18 protein-coding genes are annotated in these 20,045 nt (G+C 60.8%); 2 read left to right on the forward strand and 16 right to left on the reverse strand.

Features of this window, described 5'->3' with window-relative positions; translation table 11 throughout:
• The first annotated feature begins 6 nt into the window (after positions 1-6).
• Entirely contained in the window at positions 7-1,011 is a 1,005-nt protein-coding gene (locus Q4G50_RS03170; protein ID WP_303376193.1) for a bifunctional NUDIX hydrolase/histidine phosphatase family protein, read from the forward strand.
• A 3-nt stretch (positions 1,012-1,014) separates the two neighbouring features.
• On the opposite strand, the gene Q4G50_RS03175 is transcribed toward Q4G50_RS03170, so the two are convergent.
• The 4 genes from Q4G50_RS03175 to leuC are packed head-to-tail and all read right to left on the reverse strand — an operon-like array spanning position 1,015 to position 4,004.
• The gene (locus Q4G50_RS03175; protein ID WP_303376194.1) at positions 1,015-1,404 is read right to left on the reverse strand and encodes a carboxymuconolactone decarboxylase family protein; all 390 of its coding nucleotides are present in this window, start codon (positions 1,402-1,404) and stop codon (positions 1,015-1,017) included.
• Positions 1,397-1,978 carry a hypothetical protein gene (locus tag Q4G50_RS03180; protein ID WP_303376195.1) on the reverse strand — a complete coding sequence of 194 codons (582 nt, stop codon included), beginning with the start codon at positions 1,976-1,978 and terminating at the stop codon, positions 1,397-1,399. The genes Q4G50_RS03175 and Q4G50_RS03180 overlap by 8 nt, the downstream gene beginning before the upstream one ends.
• Positions 1,979-2,569 (reverse strand): 3-isopropylmalate dehydratase small subunit, encoded by a 591-nt coding sequence (gene leuD / locus Q4G50_RS03185; RefSeq protein WP_303376196.1) that lies wholly within the window; start codon positions 2,567-2,569, stop codon positions 1,979-1,981.
• 16 nt (positions 2,570-2,585) lie between these two features.
• Positions 2,586-4,004: a 3-isopropylmalate dehydratase large subunit gene (leuC, locus tag Q4G50_RS03190; protein ID WP_303376197.1), complete on the reverse strand. Its 1,419-nt coding sequence runs from the start codon at positions 4,002-4,004 to the stop codon at positions 2,586-2,588.
• A 56-nt stretch (positions 4,005-4,060) separates the two neighbouring features.
• On the opposite strand from leuC, the gene Q4G50_RS03195 reads away from it, so the two are divergent.
• Positions 4,061-4,771 carry an IclR family transcriptional regulator gene (locus tag Q4G50_RS03195; RefSeq protein WP_303376198.1) on the forward strand — a complete coding sequence of 237 codons (711 nt, stop codon included), beginning with the start codon at positions 4,061-4,063 and terminating at the stop codon, positions 4,769-4,771.
• Here Q4G50_RS03195 and Q4G50_RS03200 read toward each other — a convergent pair.
• From Q4G50_RS03200 to Q4G50_RS03255, 12 genes are all read right to left on the reverse strand, one after another.
• Complete coding sequence (locus Q4G50_RS03200; protein ID WP_303376199.1) at positions 4,768-5,250, reverse strand: GNAT family N-acetyltransferase; 483 nt, start codon at positions 5,248-5,250, stop codon at positions 4,768-4,770. The genes Q4G50_RS03195 and Q4G50_RS03200 overlap by 4 nt on opposite strands.
• On the reverse strand, positions 5,247-5,798 hold the full coding sequence (locus Q4G50_RS03205) for a S41 family peptidase (RefSeq protein WP_303376200.1): 552 nt from the start codon (positions 5,796-5,798) through the stop codon (positions 5,247-5,249). The genes Q4G50_RS03200 and Q4G50_RS03205 overlap by 4 nt, the downstream gene beginning before the upstream one ends.
• 27 nt (positions 5,799-5,825) lie before the next feature.
• Entirely contained in the window at positions 5,826-8,456 is a 2,631-nt protein-coding gene (locus Q4G50_RS03210; protein WP_303376201.1) for an FAD/NAD(P)-binding protein, read from the reverse strand.
• Complete coding sequence (locus Q4G50_RS03215) at positions 8,453-9,361, reverse strand: pyridoxal-phosphate dependent enzyme (protein WP_303376202.1); 909 nt, start codon at positions 9,359-9,361, stop codon at positions 8,453-8,455. Before Q4G50_RS03215 ends, Q4G50_RS03210 begins: the two co-directional genes overlap by 4 nt.
• 16 nt (positions 9,362-9,377) lie before the next feature.
• Positions 9,378-9,935, reverse strand: coding sequence for an HD domain-containing protein (locus Q4G50_RS03220; protein ID WP_303376203.1), 558 nt, complete (start codon positions 9,933-9,935; stop codon positions 9,378-9,380).
• Between the two features lie 694 nt (positions 9,936-10,629).
• Complete coding sequence (locus Q4G50_RS03225) at positions 10,630-11,409, reverse strand: hypothetical protein (protein WP_303376204.1); 780 nt, start codon at positions 11,407-11,409, stop codon at positions 10,630-10,632.
• 98 nt (positions 11,410-11,507) lie between these two features.
• Positions 11,508-13,184, reverse strand: a complete 1,677-nt coding sequence (locus tag Q4G50_RS03230) for a UvrD-helicase domain-containing protein (protein ID WP_303376205.1) — start codon at positions 13,182-13,184, stop codon at positions 11,508-11,510.
• Positions 13,185-13,193: 9 nt separating this feature from the next.
• Positions 13,194-15,053, reverse strand: a complete 1,860-nt coding sequence (locus Q4G50_RS03235) for an ATP-dependent endonuclease (RefSeq protein ID WP_303376206.1) — start codon at positions 15,051-15,053, stop codon at positions 13,194-13,196.
• Entirely contained in the window at positions 15,007-15,747 is a 741-nt protein-coding gene (locus tag Q4G50_RS03240; RefSeq protein ID WP_303376207.1) for a M48 family metallopeptidase, read from the reverse strand. Before Q4G50_RS03240 ends, Q4G50_RS03235 begins: the two co-directional genes overlap by 47 nt.
• A complete protein-coding gene (locus tag Q4G50_RS03245; protein ID WP_303376208.1) occupies positions 15,731-18,817 on the reverse strand; it encodes a type I restriction endonuclease subunit R in 3,087 nt (1,028 codons plus the stop codon). Before Q4G50_RS03245 ends, Q4G50_RS03240 begins: the two co-directional genes overlap by 17 nt.
• Complete coding sequence (locus tag Q4G50_RS03250; protein ID WP_368660622.1) at positions 18,814-19,692, reverse strand: restriction endonuclease subunit S; 879 nt, start codon at positions 19,690-19,692, stop codon at positions 18,814-18,816. The genes Q4G50_RS03245 and Q4G50_RS03250 overlap by 4 nt, the downstream gene beginning before the upstream one ends.
• Positions 19,693-19,839: 147 nt before the next feature.
• The coding region (locus Q4G50_RS03255; RefSeq protein ID WP_303376209.1) for a hypothetical protein at positions 19,840-20,045 on the reverse strand (206 nt) is incomplete at its 5' end.

A 20,045-nucleotide genomic window follows, 5' to 3' on the forward strand; every position in this document is an offset into this window, starting at 1 on the left:
AAAATCATGCCGAAGAATAAGCAGCCGCACGAGGTTGACAAGGATCAGGTTCCCGAGCTGCTGGTCAACGGTCGGCACCAGGTTATCCCCGCTGACCCGGCGAAGGAGTTTCGCCGTTCGATGCTTGCCGCGGGGGCTGTCCTGTGGCGTGGTGACCTCTCTGACCTGGATTCCGTCGAGGTCGCGCTCATTCACCGTCCCTCCTACGACGACTGGTCCCTGGCCAAAGGCAAGGTCGATCCGGGTGAGTCGCTGCCCACCACCGCGGCCCGCGAGATCCTCGAGGAGACCGGTTATGAGATCCGTCTAGGCAAGCTGCTGGGCAAGGTGACCTATCCGGTCGGCGACCGCACCAAGGTGGTCTACTACTGGACGGGTGAGGTCCTCGGCGGTGAGTTCACCCCCAACGACGAAGTCGATGAGCTGGTCTGGCTGCCCATCGCGCAGGCCCGCGAACGGCTTTCCTATGAGGTTGACCGCCATGTGCTGGATAAGGCGGAGAAGCGTTTCCGCCTGCCCGCCACCTCCCGGGTGCTCTACATCCGGCATGGCCGCGCGCATCAGCGGCGCAACTGGGACGGCGATGATAACCTGCGCCCGCTGGACAAGAAGGGCCGCCGTCAGGCGGAAATGCTTGTGCCCATGCTCCTGCCCTATAAGCCGGTGGCTGTCTATTCCGCCGAGCCGGAGCGTTGCCAGGCTACGGCCGCTCCTCTGGCGGATGAGCTCGGCGTGGAGATCACGGTCGATGAGATGTTCGGCGATCAGGCGTATGTGGAGCAGCCCGCGAAGTGCCAGCAGCGTTTCCAAGAGCTTATCGACGCCGGCGGCACCTCCGTCGTTGTTTCCCAGGGCACCGCGATCCCGGACATGATCGCCTGGTTGAGCGCCAACGGGCGCCTCCCGCTCGTGGAGATCGAGTCGAAGAAGGCGTCCGTGTGGGTGCTGTCTTTCAATGAGGGCCAGCTGACGGGGGCGGATTACCTCACCAGCCCCCTGCCGGCGAAGTAGGGACTATTTCTTCGGCCCCAGTTCGTTCTCCAGGACCTCCTGCGCGACCTTCATCGCGGATAGTGCCGCGGGCGCCCCGCAGTAGCCGGAGGCGTGGATGATGGCCTCGGTGATCTCCTCGCGGGTCAGGCCGTTAGCCAGGCCGCCGCGGATGTGCCCGCGAAGTTCCTCGGTGGCGCGCAGGGCGACGAGCATGCCGATGTTGAGCAGGCTGCGGTCCCGCTTGGGCAGACCCTCGCGGGTCCACACGGATCCCCACACGGTGGCGGTGATGTGGTGCTGGAGGTCCTCGCCGTCGGTGCCGGCGTTGCGGTCTAAGGCGGCGTCGACGAACTCGTCGCCCATGACCTCGCGGCGGATGCGGATACCTTCTTCATAACGGTTGTCAGTCATGGCTGTGAGAATACCCGCGACTGATGAGGACCACGGCGAGAATCACCCCGGACAGGGTGAGGATGATGCCGCTGGCAATCTCGGAGACGTGCTCGGGCAGAGTGCCGTAGAAACCGAAGAAACGCCGGGTCACCCAGGGCTCGGCGAACATGCCGAGCGGGAGGATAAGGCGCGCGGCACGGTGTGCGTGGGCTGCCACACCGATGAGCCCCAGCGGGATGCCGAACACCGCGGCGGCCACGAACCAGTGGGCGTTGGACGCCCATCCGTCCGGAGGCACAATGCCCACCGCGATGCCCACCGCGTAGTGCAGGGCGGTGGTAAACAGCAACACGCCCGCACCGAAGGCGCCACCCCGCAGCCAGCGCCCTGATCCGGCGCTGATACCTGCGAGGATGCCCAGTCCGGCCCACACGGAGCCGGAGTTGATGGTGCGGGCGAGGGTCTTGCGTATCGACGCCCACGTATCCGCCTGCCCCGACAACTCCGCCAGGGTGGTGAAATCCACGAGGGCGGAGACGACGGCCAGGGCCGCCGCCACGCCGAGGACTACTTGCAGCGACACATGTTTCATTTAGCCGACGATAGTCGGCTTGAACACCGGGCGCTTCTCCTCGTAGGCGGTGATGGCGGGCTCGTCGCGCAGCGTCAGGCCGATGTCGTCGAGGCCCTCCATGAGGCGCCAGCGGGTGTAGTCGTCGACTGAGAACAGGTAGGTGTTCTCCCCTGCCGTGACGGTGCGGGACTCGAGGTCGACGGTAATCTCCAGGCCCGGCTCGGCCTCCAGCTGCTTCCACAACAGCTCGATGTCGGCTTCCTCCATCTGGGCGGCGAGCAGGCCGGCCTTGCCGGAGTTGCCGCGGAAGATGTCGGCGAAGCGCGGGGAGAGCACGACGCGGAAGCCGTAATCCATGAGCGCCCACACGGCGTGCTCGCGGGAGGAGCCGGTGCCGAAGTCAGGGCCAGCGACGAGCACGGAACCCTCCCGGTAAGGCTCCTGGTTGAGGATGAAATCCTCGTCCTTGCGCCAACCCGCGAACAACCCGTCCTCGAAGCCGGTGCGGGTGACACGCTTGAGGTAGACGGCGGGGATGATCTGGTCGGTGTCGACATTTGAGCGGGTCAGCGGCACGCCGACGCCGGTGTGGGTAGTGAACTTCTCCATGGATTCTTAACTCCTTCTACAGGTCGGCGGGGCTGGCCAGGTGGCCTGCGACAGCGGTGGCGGCGGCGACCGGCGGGGACACGAGGTGGGTGCGACCCCCCGGGCCCTGGCGGCCCTCGAAGTTGCGGTTCGAGGTGGAGGCGGAGCGCTCACCGGGGGCGAGCTGGTCCGGGTTCATACCCAGGCACATGGAGCAGCCGGCGGTACGCCACTCGGCGCCGAAGTCGGTGAAGATCTTGTCCAGTCCCTCGTCCTCGGCCTGCTCCTTGACCATGGTGGAGGAGGGGACTACGAGCATGCGGGTGTTCGCGGCGATGGTGCGGCCCTGGACGACCTCGGCGGCGGCGCGCAGGTCCTCGATGCGGGCGTTGGTGCAGGAACCGAGGAAGACGGTGTCGATGGCGATGTCACGCAGCGGGGTGCCCGGCGTGAGGTCCATGTAGGCCAGGGCCTTCTCGGCGGCGGCCTTGTCGGAGTCGTTGGTGAAGTCCTCCGGGTCCGGCACGTTGGCGGACAGGGGCAGGCCCTGGCCGGGGTTGGTGCCCCAGGTGATGAAGGGGGTAAGGGCGGAGCCGTCGATCTCGACGACGGTGTCGAACTCGGCACCCTCGTCGGTGGGCAGGGTCTTCCAGTACTCGACCGCCGCGTCCCAGTCGGCGCCGGTCGGGGCGAACTCGCGGCCCTGAACGTAGTCGAAGGTCTTCTGGTCGGGGGCGACCATGCCGGCGCGGGCACCGGCCTCAATCGACATGTTGCAGATGGTCATGCGGGCCTCCATCGAGAGCTTCTCGATGGCCTCGCCGCGGTATTCGATGATGTGGCCCTGGCCGCCGCCGGTGCCGATCTTGGCGATGATCGCCAGGATGAGGTCCTTGGCGGTGACACCCTCCTGCAGCACGCCGGAGACCTCGATGGCCATGGTCTTGAAAGGCTTGAGCGGCAGCGTCTGGGTGGCCATGACGTGCTCGACCTCGGAGGTGCCGATGCCCATGGCGATGGAACCGAAAGCACCGTGGGTGGAGGTGTGGGAGTCGCCGCAGACAATCGTCATGCCGGGCTGGGTGGCGCCGAGCTGCGGGCCGACGGTGTGGACGATGCCCTGCTTGACATCACCCATGGGGTGCAGGCGGATGCCGAACTCCTCACAGTTGCGACGCAGGGTCTCGACCTGCGTGCGGGAGGTGGCCTCCTTGATCTCCAGGAGGGAGCCGGTCTCGATGCCCTCGGTGGGGACGTTGTGGTCCTCGGTGGCCAGGTGCAGGTCCGGGCGGCGCAGCTTGCGGCCGGCCAGACGCAGTCCGTCGAAGGCCTGCGGGGAGGTCACCTCGTGCAGGAGCTGCAGGTCAATGTAGAGGAGATCGGGTTCGCCGTTCTCGCCCTTCGCGACAATATGGTCGTTCCACACCTTCTCGGCCAGCGTCAGCTTCTCGGCCATGGATGCCACCTTTCCATCTGTAAAAATCTCATAAGGTGAGATGTTAGTATCGTGGTATGGGACAGTATAGCGCAGTGTCAGGCATCAAGGTGCTGGATCGATCGGTCGCCATCATGATGGCCGTCGCCCCGCATCCGCTCTCACTCACCGAGCTCTGTGAAACCACCGGACTACCGCGCGCCACCGCCCACCGCCTGGCCACCGCCCTGGAAACGCACCGCATCCTCGCCCGCGGTGAGGACGGCCGTTGGACCATCGGCCCCGCGCTCACCTCCCTGGGTACCGGCAGCCGCGATCAGCTTCTCGACGCCGCCCGCCCCATCATGTCAGCCCTCGTCGACGCCACCGGCGAATCGGTGCAGCTCTACCAGCTCACCGGCACCTCCCGCACATGTGTGGCCGCCCAGGAACCACCCGTCGGACTGCAGAACACCGTCCCCGTGGGCTCCCAGCTGGCGCTCACCTCCGGCTCCGCCGCCAAGGTGTTCGTCGCCTTCGGCTCGCCGCAGCTTCGCGACACCATCCTCCCCGACGTCACCTTTGATCCCTCCGATTTGGAGCGGGTCGTCGCCGAGCGCGTGAGCGAGTCCGTCGCCGAGCGCGAGGTGGGCCTTGCCTCCCTGTCTGCCCCGGTGTTCACCCCTGCGGGTCGATTCGTGGCCGTGCTGTCGGTGTCCGGCCCCGCGGAACGCCTGCGGCCGCACCCCGCGAAGAAGTGGGGCGCGGCCCTCAAGGATGCGGCCGAGGCGCTGTCGCGTTCGCTCTAGACGAAGAAGGCGGGATGGTAGCTGACCACACCCCGCCGGTGCGGATTCCCGTGGGCGAGGAAATATTCCGGCGGTACGTCCGGGTACACCAACCCTTCGACGGGTGCGAAACCGAAACGTGAGTAGAAGTCCGGTTCCCCGAGAAGCACGATCACTTCGGCATCCACCAGGTACCCCAGCACGCTGCGCAGCAGAACCGAGCCGATCCCCTCCCCCTGACGCTCCGGGAGGACACTCAGGGGGCCGAGGCCGTAAAAGCGGCCGGGGTGAGCGTCGATAAGCACTGGCGAGGCCGCGACATGGCCGATGACCTGCTCATTGTCAACTGCCACGAGGGACACTGACAAGGCCCCCGCGGCACGGAGGGCCTCGATGATCGCGGATTCAGTCTGTGAGGAGCGTTCGACCGCGGCGAAAGCAGCGGCGGTGACAGCGGCAATCGACGGGAGATCGGCGGGGACTTCCGGACGGATGATCATGATGTCGAGCATCCGTGTGCGGCGGCCAGCCAGTCAAGAGCCGCTGCTTGGGGATCGGCGGTGTCCACCTCCGGGACGATCGGATTATAGGCGTGCTCCCGCCTCGTGCGGTCCCGCATCAATGCGGTGGTGATGATGACGCCGCCGACATTTATGTCGAAGCCGGTGTTCTGGGACGCGTAGCCCGCCGTGGGAGCACCGAAACTTATGGCCCGGTCCAGGCCAGCAAAACTCAGCAGCACGGCCTCGGCGGCGCTGGCGGTCTCACCGTCGGTGAGGAGGGCGACGGGAAGCGGGTTCTGGCCGCCGGTAGTTGTGGTGGCACCTCCGGGCTCAGTGACCGTGGTGCCCTCGACCCGGACGTCGCTCGTGCCGTGGCGGGAGACGAACTGGAGGACGACGCCATCGTCGAGAAGCGGGGACACGCCCGCCAGCATCGGGGCGATGTCGCCGTCGGTGTTCCCGCGCAGATCAACCACCGCGCCGCACCCTGGCTGCGAGAGACCGGCAGCGAGGGCGTCCGCGTAGGACCAGGGCAATGAGGACACGACGCAACCTCGTCATGATCCTGAGGCTTAGCGGTCGATGTCGTCGAGGGTGCCGGGGTAGACCACGTTCTTGGCCAGCGGGATCTGGTGCGAGGCGCTTTCCAGGATGTGCATGAAGTATCCGGCCGCGTTGGGGATGGCAATGACATCGCCCGGCTCCACCCCGTATGGGAAGCGGATGCGGCGGCGCAGGATGAGTTCGTCCTCGATGCAGTACGCGCCGACGAGGAAAGCCTCCACCTCCTCCCCTGTCGTGCGGTCGGTGAGAAGGAGCGGGTCGATGAGGTAATCGTCGGAGGTGGTGCGGCACTGGGTGCGGTTCATCGCCAGGCCGACCAGCGGCAGGCCATCGGAACGCTCCTTCACGAAGGCCACCTCCGCCAGGATGACGCCGCACCCGTCGAGCAGACTGCGGCCCGGCTCGAGATGCAGGCGCAGGTTGCGCTCGCGGAGCAGCTCGGCGACACCATCAGACAGCACCTCACGCAGCCACTCCCCGCGCACCGGGGTCTGGTGGAAGGGATAGGTGTTCTTCAGCGGGTCTGCCTTCCAGGTGAAGGGCGGCGCGTAACCGTCGACCATGGCATCGCGGGCGGCGTGGTAGTCGCGCCACTGCGCGGCGTCGTCAAGGTAACTCATGGGGACGCCACCGCCGAGGTCGATGAAGGAGGGTCGGTGGCCGGCGTCGACAAGCAGATCGACGAGGCGGCAGCACTCGCGCAGGGCGGCTGCGCGGTCGGCAGCGGCATAACCGTGGAGGTGGACGTGGAGGCCGACGATCTCCACGCCGGGGACCTGCCCGATCTCCGCCCACTGCTCGACGCGTTCGCCGAATCGGGTGGGCGGGAGCAGGGCGGGGTCGGGGGCCACGCGCGGGGCGACGTGGGCGGTGCGCTCCCCCGCCAGAGCCGAAATGCGGGCCAGCTCGGCGCGGGAGTCGGCGGAAATGGTCACCCCGTTGGCGATAGCCAGCTCCAGCAGGCAATCCGGCTTGATGGCTGCAGAGAGGATGATCCGCTCGCCGGGCACGCCACGGCCCAGGACTTGGGCCAGTTCACGCTCGCTGGCGACATCGACGCCGTGCCCGGCATCGCGGACGGTGTCGACGAACACCAGCCCCTTGTTGGCCTTGCGGGCGAAGAAGATGCGGGTGTCGATGCCTAGAGAGGAACCGGCGTCGACAAGTTCGGTGACGTTGGCCAGCATCGGTCCGGGATCGAGCACGTTGACTGGGCTACCGAACTCCGCCAGCAACTGCCGCGCATGCGCGGGGTCGGCGGTGAGCTCGGCTGCCCACGACTCCAGGCGGGCGGTCAGCGGCGGGATACCGTGGACGTGGTCAGGCCCGGGCACGATGCGGCGAGCCCAGCGCGGGATGACGTCATGGAGGGTGCGGGACAGAGTGTCATTGCCCAGGACGACGTCCTCGGCCATACGGCCCACCGCAGCGAGGTTCGTCTGTCCCACGACCGTGCCGTCGGGCGCGACGTCGAGCCCGCGGGTGCCGGGACGCACCCGCGCCAGGCCTTCGTCTACCAGCCAGGCCTCGAGCGTTCCGTCGACGACCCCCGGCGGCGGGATGACCGCATCAACGACGACCGATGCACCCACCTCGCGGACCAGGTCGGCCAAATCCTCGGAACCTCGGCCCAGATGGCTGAGATCAACCTTGCCGGATTCGATGAGCTGCTCCAGGTGGGCCATGCTCTCCGGCGGCGGGCCGAAGGCGACGCGCTCCAGACGGCGGGTCAAATCACCGAAACCGTCCAGGCTGTCGCGGCCATCGTAGGAGGCGCGCTCGACGATAGCCGGGTAACACTCGCGCCACGCCAGGCCCACGGCCCACGCGGCATCCGGGTCATCGCGGTCGGTGCCGGCCAGCACGGCATCGACATCGCCCGCGCGTCCCGCCCGCTCCAGTAGGCGCCGAGCGGTGACGGCGAGGGCGTTAATGAGGGCGGGGGCGTCGGGGGCGTCAATAAGCAGGGTGTTCCCGGCGGCGATGATGTCACCGGCCTCGACGCCGTCGAACTCGGGCTTGACCTCCATGAGTCGGCCCGTGCGCGTGACCGGGATGAACACGGCTGGGTCGCAGGCGCGGATGATGTCGATGAAGGTCAGCGCGGCGCCGCGCACGAGGACGCGGTCCTCCGGGCCAATCGCCTGCAGGTTAGCGGCTGGGTACGGCATGACGACGGGCACGGGCAGGTCGGCGTGTTCGAGGGAACCGGGCCAGGTGGCGGCGTGGCCGGTGGCCAGCAGGACCTCATCGACTAACAGTCCGCCGACGGCCCACCCGTCCTCACGCGGCTCCAGCTTCTCCACGTGTCCCTCATGCCAGGTGAGGGTGCACCGCGGAGGGATATGACTGCGCAGGATATCCCAGGAGGCGGCGAGGAATTCCCCCACCTGGCGGCGCGGCGGGAACGGGTCGCTGGCCCCGCGCCACTCGTCGAAGGAGCCCAGGCCGGTGTGGATCGCGGAGGCGCGGACGTTGATCAGCCACTGATCCGGCTGCTCGGTGTCGTAGGCGTCGAGCCCGCCGCCGTCGAAAATGTGGAGCTCGATGGCCGCGCCGCGTTCACGAGCCAGGCCGAGGAGCTCTTCTGCCGCCCACAGGCCGCGGGGGCCGCCGCCGATGATCGCCACGGTTGTCACAGGGTTTCCTCCACCCACTCGTCGTTGTAGATGGTGTCAATATAGTTGGTGCCGCCGTCGTGGAGCACCAGGACAATGTCGCCGCTGAATTCCGGCAGGAGCTTCTCGACGCCCGCCACCACCGCCCCACCCGAAGCCCCACACAAAATGCCCTCGGTGCGGGCCAGCCGACGGGCGGCCGCGACGGAGTCCTTATCCGTGATCCGCAGAACCCGGTCCGGGTGGACCGAGGCCGCCAGTTCGGGCACGACGCCGGCGCCGAAGCCGGGGAGGTGTCGGGTGCCGCGGGCGCCGTCGAAAAGCACTGAACCTTCCGCGTCGATGGCGGTGACCTCGGTATTCAGGCCTTCCCGCTGGATGCGGCGCAGGCAACCGCCGATAGTGCCGGTGGTGCTCACCGCGACGAGCAGGTGATCCGGGGCGTGACCGAGCTGCTCGACGATCTCGCGCATGGTGCCCTCGTCATGCGCGGTGAAAGCGGCCTGGTTGGAGTACTGGTCAAGACAAACAGCATCGGGAAGTTCGGTGAGCAACTCCGCAACCCGGGCCCGGCGGGCGGCCAGCCAGTCACCGGTCTCCGGGCAAGGGGCGGTGACCTCATGGACGACCGCACCGTAAGCCCGCATCGTGGCCACCGTCGAACGATTCGCCCGCGGATCGACGACGCAATGGAAAGTCCAGCCCCCGAGGACCGCCTCCCGCGACATGGCCACCCCAAGGTTGCCGGAACTGGATTCGACGATGACAGCACCGGGCTGCAGGTCAGCGGCCATTAGAATGGCGTGGGCGGTGCGGTCTTTCGCGCTACCGGAAGGGTTGTAGCCTTCCAGCTTGGCCCACACGCGGGCCTGCGGAAACAGGCGCTCGAGGCGCACGAGTGGGGTGTTCCCAGGTTCCAGACTCATGCATGGAAGCTTACGCTTACTTCGGGAAGGAGGCGGCCAGCTCCCTCAGCTGCTGGGCCAGCGGGTGCCCGGGCAGTCGCTTCTCGACGACCCGCCCCACCTCCCCGTACCACCACTCCTGCTTCTCCCGCCCCGAATTGAAACGACCCCACAGGCCATCACCGAGGGTGGCGTGATCCTCCAGGATGGACATGAGGTTGTGCAGCTTATCCGCGCACGAGATGAGCACGGCCTCATCTGGGGCAACGTTGTCGAGGTGCGCGAGATAAGCGTTCGAACGCTCCTGCCAGTCGGCGTGAGATTCGTTCTTACTCAGATGCAGGACAATGTCGGTGACCCGATCGCCGAAGTCCCGGCGCATATCCGCCTCGGAATAATGCTCGGGCACATCCTCCAGGGTGTCATGGAAGAGCGCCGCGATCAGGACATCCTCATCATCAGTGTGCTGCGCAACCAGATGATGCACCGCCATGAGATGCGCGATATAAGGGACATCCGAGCCCTTACGCACGTGATCACGGTGGTTGTAGGCGGCGGTGTTCATCGCACGCATGAGACGGGGTGAGAGGGTCATGACATTGAGCGTAGCTGAGCACGTGCACCGGGTTGACTCTGCGCAACGTCAGACGGCCCAGTCCGTTAGGACCAAAGGTGCACACCTAGCGCCGGTGGGGTGTCTGACGTTTGGCAGACTGCCACCCATCCTCTGCGCAACGTCAGACGGCCCAGGCTGTTAGGGCCACAGGTGTACACCTAGCGCCGGTGGGGTGTCTGACGTTTGGCAGGTGAAGAGCAAGGTGAATGACGAAAGCCCTCCACCTGCTGGTGGAAGGCTTTCAACTTGGTACGCCATTCATCGCGCAACATATACGAGGTGCTGTCAAGCGCCGCGGAGTCCTTCAAAGAGGCCAATCTACCGGGGTTGATGAGATAAATATCTCGGCCGAAAACCTAGGCATCGTCCAAGGCCAGTTTAGCCCAATTTGGCGACATCACCGTCACGAAGCGAGCATAGCGGGTGACACTTATACGACCAAGAAGGTCAAGCGCCACCCCGCCGCAACCCCGAAGGCGGGCTTGCCTGCACGGCGGGAGCGTGGGTTCTGGGTTCGAAGATTGCCTAGTGCCGCTCTATATTCGCGCAGGAGATTTTCGGCTTGAGCGGGCCACGTGGAGCAGAGTTTGGAATGCGGCAGTTGACGACGAAGACAGTTGCAAGCGCCGACTCACCAATATTCAGGGATTACCCTTCTCAGAAATAGTAATCGTTACGGTTCGATACTCACATGCTCTTCTGTAGCGTTTTCTTCACCCTCGATTACATCAACATTAACTGATTCGCGGCCATTGCTATCAAGATGCTCCCAATTCTCAGGCGCAGCCCGCAAGAGCTTCCTGGTCGATTTAACTATCCCATATCCAAACACTACGTTTCCGCCCGCCCCGACTACTACACCAAGAGCAAGCGGGAGCTGCTTACCCAAAACGAGCACCCCCTGCTTTGTGCCGTACTTGGTGATAAACCGCGGCCCCAAGACCTTATTCGCAGCATTGATAGACTTCATAGGGATGCTGTTAATGATCGACTTACTCCAGTAGGGTACGGTCCTTTTGCCCAGACTTTGAGTAACTGCTTTGGCGCCACTATCTCCAAGAAGCACGGTCGTCAGTAAAAACCTGCGACGTTCTATATCTTCAACGTCAACGCCATAAACTTCCGCGACTGCCAGAACATATAAGACGGATGCTTCTAAGAAAGCGACCAAGTCGGCCGCTGCTACTGGAACCTGAACTACGCCGTTCGGGATGACTGCGGCCGCACCTGCGGCTGTTCCTGTGGCAGTCACCGTAGCCAGGTAGGTATTATTGAGAAATTTGATTAGTTCCTCTGGAGATTTATCAGGATGAACTCTACGTAGCCGATCGACCGTTCGAATAGCCAACGGTTGCTGGACTATTAGCGCGTTAGTGAAACCGTCAGCAACTAACTCCTTGGCAAAAGCGACATCCAGCGTTCGAGTCTTCTTGATAACTTCATCGTTCGCCATTTCGTTTACTCCAGTTCCTTAATCGCTGCTTCATGATGACTAAATCCATACCAGCATAAGCTGCCCGCACTATCGAACCAGCGCGAAACCCATTCTTGTCAACTTAGAGCAAGAGGAACATTGTCCCTCTCCAATATTTCCTTGACCTCCCTCAAGTGCTCGTTGTGCACTGCAAGAATGAGAAGCCGTTTGGCCCTTGATGCACCGACGTAAAGGACTCGTCTTGCTTCAGATCCTACCCCCTCACGCCATTCTTGGAGGGTCTTCCTCGTTTGCCAGCCATGCGGAATGATCAAAGTGACAGAGTCGGTCTCCATTCCTTTGAACTGGTGAATATTTGAATGTTCGTACTGATACTCGGCGGACGGCGCCTCCTCCCATATCCAAACCTCGGAAGCAGGTGTCCTTAGGCTCTTACGATTAAGGTCGATTTCTAACCGATCGACTGCCTTTACGAGCTTCTCCCTATAGGCGCTGGGAGGCAACCCCGCTGGGTCTCCTGCTGCCACCGCAAACCTCAGGCATAATTCGCGATATGCACCCTTAGTCAACCCGAGACTCGCGAGATACTTCTCCTCGCTCGCCTTGGCTAGAACTTTATCTGGGTGCAGCCTCTGCAGCGACAATCCGATATCAATAAGTGCACGGGTTCGCTTCGCCGACGTTGAGGAGGGATTAAGGAGCTGGTTGCATGAACGTGCAAGGACCACAACCTTGCTTGAAGACAGCCTTCCTTTCGCCCGGCCTCCAGCAGCAAGCGCCGCGTCGTCTCCTTTGTAGGCAAGAAATACCGGCTGAGATAGCTCTTGATACTGGCTCATTACTGACTTTACAGATGGACCGATATCCGAGATTTTTCCATAGCCCACGAGGTGTACGGGGATTTCACAGCTAGAAGCTACACCTCCAGCAATGTCCGTCCCCGAGCCCTCGCGCAAGCTATCCACGACCTTGCAGATAGCAGGAGAGCTGCGAAAGTTGGTGTTGATACGCGATTGGCGGTTCCCCGACTCGACAAAATCGCGAACTTCGGAGACCAACGTGCCTCGAAACTCGTAGATGGACTGGTCAATATCTCCGACGGTTATAAGACGGATTCCCGCATCTCGCAGCGTATTCAGAATTAGCAGGTCGGCGGAGTTGCAATCTTGAACTTCGTCGACGATGACTTCCTCGAATCGAGCAGAAACTAAATCTCCGATTCCGTAGGTGCGCTTCTCGATCTCAACCTCAGCCAGTAACCGTGCGGTATCAGAATCCAGGTGTCCTGCCTTGAGAAGACTTTTTAGCTTTTGAAACGCCCGCTGCTCCAGCGACTTGCATTCTTGCGGTGATCGCCCCCGGCGTGCTTGTTGACTGAGTTCTGCACGCCCTCTGAAGAACCGAAACTCATCTAGAGATATAGAACGGCCTTTAAAACCCTGCACCGTCGCGATGTCTAGGCTGCTCCACGACTCCCAAAAAGTAGGCGAGCGTCTAAATTTCGCCTTGTAGAACGGTGCCGCGAAAAACCTATTGATAAAGCTGTCAATCGTTCCGACGAAGTTGGGAGCTTGGAGCAATTCGGGTTTGTGCGTGCACCTCCGCTGGGCTTCCTCTGCAGCAGCGTTGGTAAAGGTAATCAAGGCGACACCCCGCCGAGACCTTGCTGAACCACGTCTTGCAAACCGCTCAACGATGGTCTGTGTCTTCCCTGCACCCGGGCAGGCCTCAAAGAAACCTCCAGACTCCGACTCGATGAGCGACCGCTGCGCCGATGTAAATTCCATGTTCATGCCACGCCCCTAATCTTCGGCCGCGGCCTCGATCGCAGCTCTGAGTTGAGCTGGGCAATCAAAGTCCACCCCTGGATTGGATATAGCAATTGCGACGTCGTGAGCAAACTGACCCTTGCTGATACCTAGATTCTCCGCAGCCTTCTTAGCTTGGAGTCTCCGATACATCTCCCGCGCCGGCTCAGACGCCTCCTCGATGGCTTCCCACTTCCCCATCGAGCGGGGGTGCTGTTTTCGGAATGCCTCCTTAAGAACTCTGTTATTTACACTCGAGCCAGTTAGCAAACTCGCCTCCAGTGTGAAGTCCGACGTCTGCACATTCAATATGCTGTCAGCGTCCCAGCCACGGGCGATATTCTTAAGGTCCGAAGATCTGTTGATGCTCTTGGTTTCCTCATCTCCGATCTGCGGGTCCTCGTCTGTAAGCGCGATCACCTTATCCGCGAGACGCATCCCCTCACCGAAGTCGTGTAGGAGCAGCCTGAGGTATGGACGGAAGTCCACCGAACCGAGGTTGACGATGGGTGTGGCGTTAAACCGCCGGAGCCGCTTGGCCTGTTCTTTGTCCGTCCGATCAAAAACGCAGTGCTTCGCAAGCGCCGGGAGCAATACCGCCTCAGAGATTCCCTCAACAAGGATGACCCGCTGGGTAAACAACAGATCGGACCGAGTCACGTCCAAATACTGGTCGATTTTCCTTCGGTCGTTCTCATCGTCAAAATTGACCTGTTTCAGAGCTAGCGCTGCCGTGTTACTCCGATTGGCGCGCATAGTCGGACGGATGACGACGGTTCTTTCCAGGCCAACCGAACTGGCCAGGTTCGGAGAATGTGTCGTCGCGACGACTTGAATCCGCCCGGCAGGCTGCCCTTCTTGGGCCTGTTGAACGGATTGCTCCGCTTGCTCAAGGAGAAAATCAAGCAAAACACCTTGGAGTTGTGGATGCAGGTGCGCTTCCGGCTCCTCTACTAGCAAGAGGGTGAGCTCTGACAGGTTAGCCTCCTGCAGCTCGAGCAAAACCGTTGACATGAACAGGAGGTTAGCGTAGCCCAATCCAGACGATGCAAGGTCAGTTACATCTATTCCATGTTCTGCCATCTTGAGACGCAGACCGCGGGCAAGATGCTCCAAGGAAGGCTGCTCGAATCCGAGTGCCACCTGTTGTCCACGCACGGCATCGGTCAGCGAGGATAGATGCTCCTGAATCTTCTCGCTCACCCCTTGAACGGCTCTGCTGCCCGAAAGCCCATCGGTAGCGGCACGGGCCTCCTCCAAGAATGCCTCTTTGTCTTCCTCATTGAGCAAGTAGCGAAGAACCGCCCCCAGGCGGCGACCGTTGCCGGAATCCAACTCCCGCTTCGCGTCGCGTAGCGGCTCCAGGTAAACGTGATTGATCTTCGACCGAACCTCCGATTCTGGGTCTGGAGAGGCGACCGGCCCTGCCAAGCGCTCGGTCCGACCGCGCGGGTGTTGATCAGTCGGCGGAAAATAGCGGACATGGTGGTGAATCTTCTTAGTTTTGAGATCCAACGCACCGATGAACAATGCCTGCTGGAAACTGTCTCCGTCCGCGAAAACAAGCTCGATATCCGGGTTAGAGGTGGACCCGATCGACGGGTCGTCAACCTCGAAATACCTCGTCCGACGTCCACTCAGTGGAGTCGTTGCTAGACGCAGGGCATCAATGATGTTGGACTTGCCCGCGTTGTTCTCTCCGACCAGAAGGGTGAGACCAGGACTAAGCGCTACTTCCGTGTCCTCGCATGATCTGAATCCCTTGATTCGAACCGTCTCCAACCACATCGCTGTGGCGGCGTCGCTTTCAGTCGCCAATGCTTCCGCTCCAATCTTCTGCCGCCAGAGGGGCATCGTTAAGTTCATCTCGTCGCGCAGTCCAGTCCGGTAAATACCGATCCATGATGGCTACGAACTTCTCGTTATGGCTTCGCTCGATTAAGTGAGCTAGTTCGTGAACTACGAGATACTCCAAGCTCCGTGGGTTCTTCTTCGCTAACTCCGGGTTGAACCAGATGTTCCGACTATCTGGGTTGCAGGACCCCCACTTAGTTTTCATGCGCTTGACCGTAATCTGGTTAGCTCTCACACCCATCGCAGACTCCCACTTCTCGACCAGAGCCGGCAGCGCCGCCTTAAGTTCCCGGCGGTACCAGCGATCGAGAATGCCAAACCTATCCTCTGGCGTCGATCCTTCCGGGGAATAGAGCCAGAGAATATCTCCTGAGACGACCACCTTAGGGTTCCCGCTATGCCTCGAAACATCCAGACGATAGCGCTTACCCCAGACATAGTGGCTCTCCCCGGAGACCATCTGTCGCTTGGATTGCCGGTTAGCGTTCTGGAGACGATTTCGTTCCCGCCGGATCCATGGCAGGCGTTGTATGATAGCCCGACGAATGGTGTCCTCATCTAACCGAGCGGGCGCAGCTACCCGAACACGACCCATCGGCGGATACACCGACAAGTGCATGTTCTTGATGTCCTTGTAGACCAGCTCAACATCGAAACCAGAAACAGTGAGGTAGGAACTAGCGGAATTCATCATGCATCGCCAATAGCTTAAGAAGCTCCTTCATGTCAGCAGGTTGCAGGAGCCCAGGGAAGTTGAGCGCGAGAGTACGCATCAAAGACTTCTGCTTGGTCTTATCTCCAGACCAGCCATGCTCCTTGTTGCGCTGGATCGTGCGGTAGACCCGCTCGACATCGACTTCGATGCCCTCCGGCCATGCGAAGTCGATCAGGGCGCGGCGGGCAGAACTATCTGCCCACTTCGGGTACTTCTGCTCCGACTCTCCCTTGGCTAGTCGCTGAGTAAACTCGACCAATTTAAGGAGGTACTCCTGGTAGTCGATGACGGCCTCACGGCGCTGCTCGATCAAGGCGTCCAGGAGCGTCGACATCGACTCGTAGTACTTCGGATTCATCGCCTGCTCATCAACAATCGTCTTACGGACGTTGTTGACAATGGTCTCGGCAGCCGCTTTTGGATCCTTGCGGATGCTCTCGGGGAGTTTCTCGATGGCTCCGACCCCGTGCTCGACGATGAGGTGGACGAGGCCCTGGTCAAAGGTCGCCAGGTTTCGTGAGGCGTCCGCCTGGATGTAGGTATCAAGCAGCGCACGCATGCCAGCCTCGAACTGCTTGAGGTCAACATTCTCGCCAGCGCCGAGCTTCACCTCGTCGCGGACATCGACGAAGTGCTTGACCTGCTGCTTGATAGATTCCGCTTCGCTCTGGGAGTACCCGGCATCAGCCATTCGATTGGCTAGGTTGGCGTAGGCGCGAACCAGGCTCGCCACTCCCTTGTATAGGTCGACACGCTTAGGTTCGTTGGCCTTGAGCTGCTCAGCGTTGCCGCTCTCCATCGCACAGAAATAGTGCTGGTACTGCAGCGTGCCCTTCGGCGGAGACACTGGCTCGCACAGTGCTCGCACCATCTCCAGAGATTCATCCAGGTCTTGGCGCTCCTGCTCAATACGATCCTTGAGCAGGCCTTCTACATCTTCTTCGTCGTAGTCTGCGAAGGCTTCAGAGGTGTAGTCAGAAACCGCATCCTCCAGGGACTTGAACAGATCTCGGTAGTCGACGATATAGCCGTACTCTTTATCGTCACCATCGAGCCGGTTCACGCGACAAATTGCCTGGAAGAGGCCGTGATCCTGCATGTTTTTATCGATGTAGAGATAGGTCGCACTCGGTGCATCAAAGCCGGTCAGGAGTTTATCGACCACAATAAGCAGCCGCATCTGGCCGGGATGCTTGATAAACGTCTCCTTGACACTCTTTTCAAACTCGTCAATCCGCTTGACAGCATCGTCGGCGTCGGTCTGGAAGTAGTCGGCGAGCATCCGACGGTAGATGTCGTACTTGACGATCTCCTCGTTCTTGCCGGCCCCGGAGTCTTCCTTGGAGATCTTGGATGCGTTCGGCTCATAGCTCGTCACGATGGCGACCTTGCCGGCGAGTTCACTGCGGCTGAAGATGTCGTAGAACTTGCAGGCCTGGTAGACACTCGAACACACCAGCATAGCGTTGCCTCGGCCATCCATCAGGCGAGGCATCCTAGCCATATCCATCAGAATGTCTGCCGCGATCTTCCGAGCGCGCGGCTCAGCGGACTCGACCTCCTTGATCGTTGCCCACCGTTTCTTCAGCTGGTGCTTTGTCAGATCGGTCATGCCCTGGGTGTGGATTTGGAACCACTCATCGACCCGCTCCGGACTCGTGAGTTTCTGCTCGATGTCTCGAGCCTCGTACCGAAGGTCCAGAACCACGCCATCTTCAACAGCTTCATCGAATTTGTAGGTGTGGATGTAGGAGCCGAAAGTCTCAATACTGGAGGCCTTGTCCTTCTTAAGAAGAGGCGTGCCGGTAAAGCCGATGAACATCGCGTTCGGCAGCAACTCTTTCATCGCACTGTGGAGCTTGCCGCTCTGGGTGCGGTGAGCCTCATCGACAAAGACAAAGAGATTACCCTTCGGGCTAAACCCCTCAAGCAGGGGCTTCTTGAGCTGACGCACGAAGTCTTCCGTGTCGCCCTGATCCTTCTCGTCATCACCCCGGAACTTATGCACCAGTGAGCACATCAGCCAGGGCTGGTTCCGGTTGAGCATGCCGATCATGCCGGCTCCAGACGTCGACCGTTCGATGGTCTCATCGACGCCAGCAAAAACCTTCTCGATCTGCTCATCGAGTTCGGTGCGGTCGGTGATCACTAAGACACGGGCCTCGCGCTGGTTCTCCCGGATCCACTTCGCCAACCACACCATCGTCAAGCTCTTACCTGACCCTTGGGTGTGCCAAATGATGCCGCCTTCGCGGCGAGCGATACGCTCCTGAGCAGCCTTGACACCGAAGTACTGGTTGTGTCGGGCGGTTTTCTTCACGCCCGAATCGAAGACGATGAAGTCATGGATAAGTTCAAGGAAGCGCTGCTTGTTCGCCATCTGAAGCAGGCCACGATCGAGAGGTTTCTCAACCTCGCTTGGCTCTTTCCACTCCAGCCAGTACTTCTCTGGCGTCTCGATCACGCCGTAGCGAAGCCCCTCGACGTCATTGCCAGCGAACAGTAGCTGGACCGTGGTGAAGAAAGGACGAACGAAGTCCGCTTTTTGATTGCCCAGATGCTGACGAATGCCGTCACCAACGCTGACCTTGGAGCGTTTGAGTTCAATGACGCCGAGAGCGATACCGTTGACGTAGAGCACGACATCTGGACGTTTGGTGTTCTTGCCCTTGATCGAGACCTCTTCGGCCACCACGAAATGGTTAGCTTCCGGGTTGTCCCAGTCGATAAGCCAGATCGTCTCGAAGTTTTCCGAGGCGCTGCGCTTTACCTTCACTCCGTAGCGCAGCAGGCTGTAGACCTTGCGGTTGGCCTCGTAAAGCGAACCGCCCGCCGGCAGCGAAGCAACCTTACGAAGTTGCTCGATAGCACGCCGTACCAAGTCCTCTTCGTAGCCACGTGCCAGCAGATTCTGGCGCAACAGCTCTTGCTCGACGTTGGAGTTGGCCCGGTCCTTCCAATCCCCGGCATACTCATACCCGAGCTGTCTAGACAGGATGTCTACGACGCGATCCTGCGTGGCACGCTCACGCTGTCCAACCAGACTCATGAAGAAACCTCCTCGACGGGTAGGCGAGTACGACCAGTGAGGAGTTCCTGCATCATGCCCTGCTTGATGTTGCGGGCGGACTCAAGGCGCCGATGCAGAGTGTCAATCTCATAATCTGCATCTCGAAGCACCTGTGCGATGACTCGTTGTTCCTCAACTGAAGGGATAGCGAGCGTGAAGTTCTGCATATCAGCGGCGTAGAGATGGTACACGGTTGAACCACGTACAAACTGAAGTACTTGGTTCGCATCATGTCGGATTGCGTGTGCAAGGAATGGTCCGTGTGCCCTACCTTTATCGGGTCGAATAATCATAATATCGCCGCCTAGCACGACTCCGCGTTCGTGAATTGAGCTCGCTTTCGCAAGGCCGCGAGGGGTCACGTCAGACGTAGGCATTAAGACATCAAAATCCTCTGAAACTACCATTCGGTCAGTCAGGTTTGTACGACTTGTGACGTGAATAATCTCTGGACCGTAATGAGTGAAGAGTTCGCCGTAGTGGATGCAAGGAGTGAATCCTGATGAAGTTAGTGCTGATTTCGGCAGTCCAGACCCTTTGCCGAATCGTGCAACGTCACCCAAGACGATATTTGTCCATGGCTCAGTGAAGCCTGACAGGCGAGTACGACCAGTGAGGAGTTCCTGCATCATGCCCTGCTTGATCGCCTTCTTTTTTGAGATAAGGCGTTCGAGAGATTCGATCAGGTCATCAGTATCGGACAGAGCTCGCGATACCCTCGATTGCTCCGCTTGATCAGATGGCATCAAGATTTCAAACGATCGAATTCTGCTCAGCGCAAGTTTGGGCTGAGCACCGACTGTTCGTATCGAATCAATTTCATCCTGAATAGGATTGCTTTGGAGGGCGTACATCAGATACGCAACATCGCATTTAATGTTTGTGAGTCGATCTGCATTTTCCGTAAGATTCGCACCGTCTAGAGAAATCGGGACTCGTCCAACAATTCCCAGCGTTCCTGCGACGCTTATAAAGATGTCGTCTTTATAGATCCGATAATTCTATATACGAGAAATTGCGCCCTCTGGTACGTACTTGATATCCGATTGATCAACACCGCCAACCCGCATATCAGCAACTCGAATATAAGGGCGGTGAGTTGGAGTAGCTTGAAGATAGTAACCAGCAGGTAGGCGCTTTCCACCCTTTACTGGCTCTTCACGATTTAGAGTGCGTTGATCCGGTTGTGCAGCTGTCCGGAGTGGAT

Origin of the sequence: Corynebacterium sp. (assembly GCF_030538285.1) — a bacterium.
Taxonomy (GTDB): Bacteria; Actinomycetota; Actinomycetes; order Mycobacteriales; family Mycobacteriaceae; genus Corynebacterium.

What these genes read in the sequence shown, in the direction of transcription:
- Q4G50_RS03170 (WP_303376193.1), top strand. Translation starts at nt 7, where the DNA reads ATGCCGAAGAATAAGCAGCCGCACGAGGTTGACAAGGATCAGGTTCCC.
- Q4G50_RS03175 (WP_303376194.1), bottom strand. Translation starts at nt 1,404, where the DNA reads ATGACTGACAACCGTTATGAAGAAGGTATCCGCATCCGCCGCGAGGTC.
- Q4G50_RS03180 (WP_303376195.1), bottom strand. Translation starts at nt 1,978, where the DNA reads ATGAAACATGTGTCGCTGCAAGTAGTCCTCGGCGTGGCGGCGGCCCTG.
- leuD (WP_303376196.1), bottom strand. Translation starts at nt 2,569, where the DNA reads ATGGAGAAGTTCACTACCCACACCGGCGTCGGCGTGCCGCTGACCCGC.
- leuC (WP_303376197.1), bottom strand. Translation starts at nt 4,004, where the DNA reads ATGGCCGAGAAGCTGACGCTGGCCGAGAAGGTGTGGAACGACCATATT.
- Q4G50_RS03195 (WP_303376198.1), top strand. Translation starts at nt 4,061, where the DNA reads ATGGGACAGTATAGCGCAGTGTCAGGCATCAAGGTGCTGGATCGATCG.
- Q4G50_RS03200 (WP_303376199.1), bottom strand. Translation starts at nt 5,250, where the DNA reads ATGATCATCCGTCCGGAAGTCCCCGCCGATCTCCCGTCGATTGCCGCT.
- Q4G50_RS03215 (WP_303376202.1), bottom strand. Translation starts at nt 9,361, where the DNA reads ATGAGTCTGGAACCTGGGAACACCCCACTCGTGCGCCTCGAGCGCCTG.
- Q4G50_RS03220 (WP_303376203.1), bottom strand. Translation starts at nt 9,935, where the DNA reads ATGACCCTCTCACCCCGTCTCATGCGTGCGATGAACACCGCCGCCTAC.
- Q4G50_RS03225 (WP_303376204.1), bottom strand. Translation starts at nt 11,409, where the DNA reads ATGGCGAACGATGAAGTTATCAAGAAGACTCGAACGCTGGATGTCGCT.
- Q4G50_RS03230 (WP_303376205.1), bottom strand. Translation starts at nt 13,184, where the DNA reads ATGAACATGGAATTTACATCGGCGCAGCGGTCGCTCATCGAGTCGGAG.
- Q4G50_RS03235 (WP_303376206.1), bottom strand. Translation starts at nt 15,053, where the DNA reads ATGCCCCTCTGGCGGCAGAAGATTGGAGCGGAAGCATTGGCGACTGAA.
- Q4G50_RS03240 (WP_303376207.1), bottom strand. Translation starts at nt 15,747, where the DNA reads ATGATGAATTCCGCTAGTTCCTACCTCACTGTTTCTGGTTTCGATGTT.
- Q4G50_RS03245 (WP_303376208.1), bottom strand. Translation starts at nt 18,817, where the DNA reads ATGAGTCTGGTTGGACAGCGTGAGCGTGCCACGCAGGATCGCGTCGTA.
- Q4G50_RS03250 (WP_368660622.1), bottom strand. Translation starts at nt 19,692, where the DNA reads ATGTACGCCCTCCAAAGCAATCCTATTCAGGATGAAATTGATTCGATA.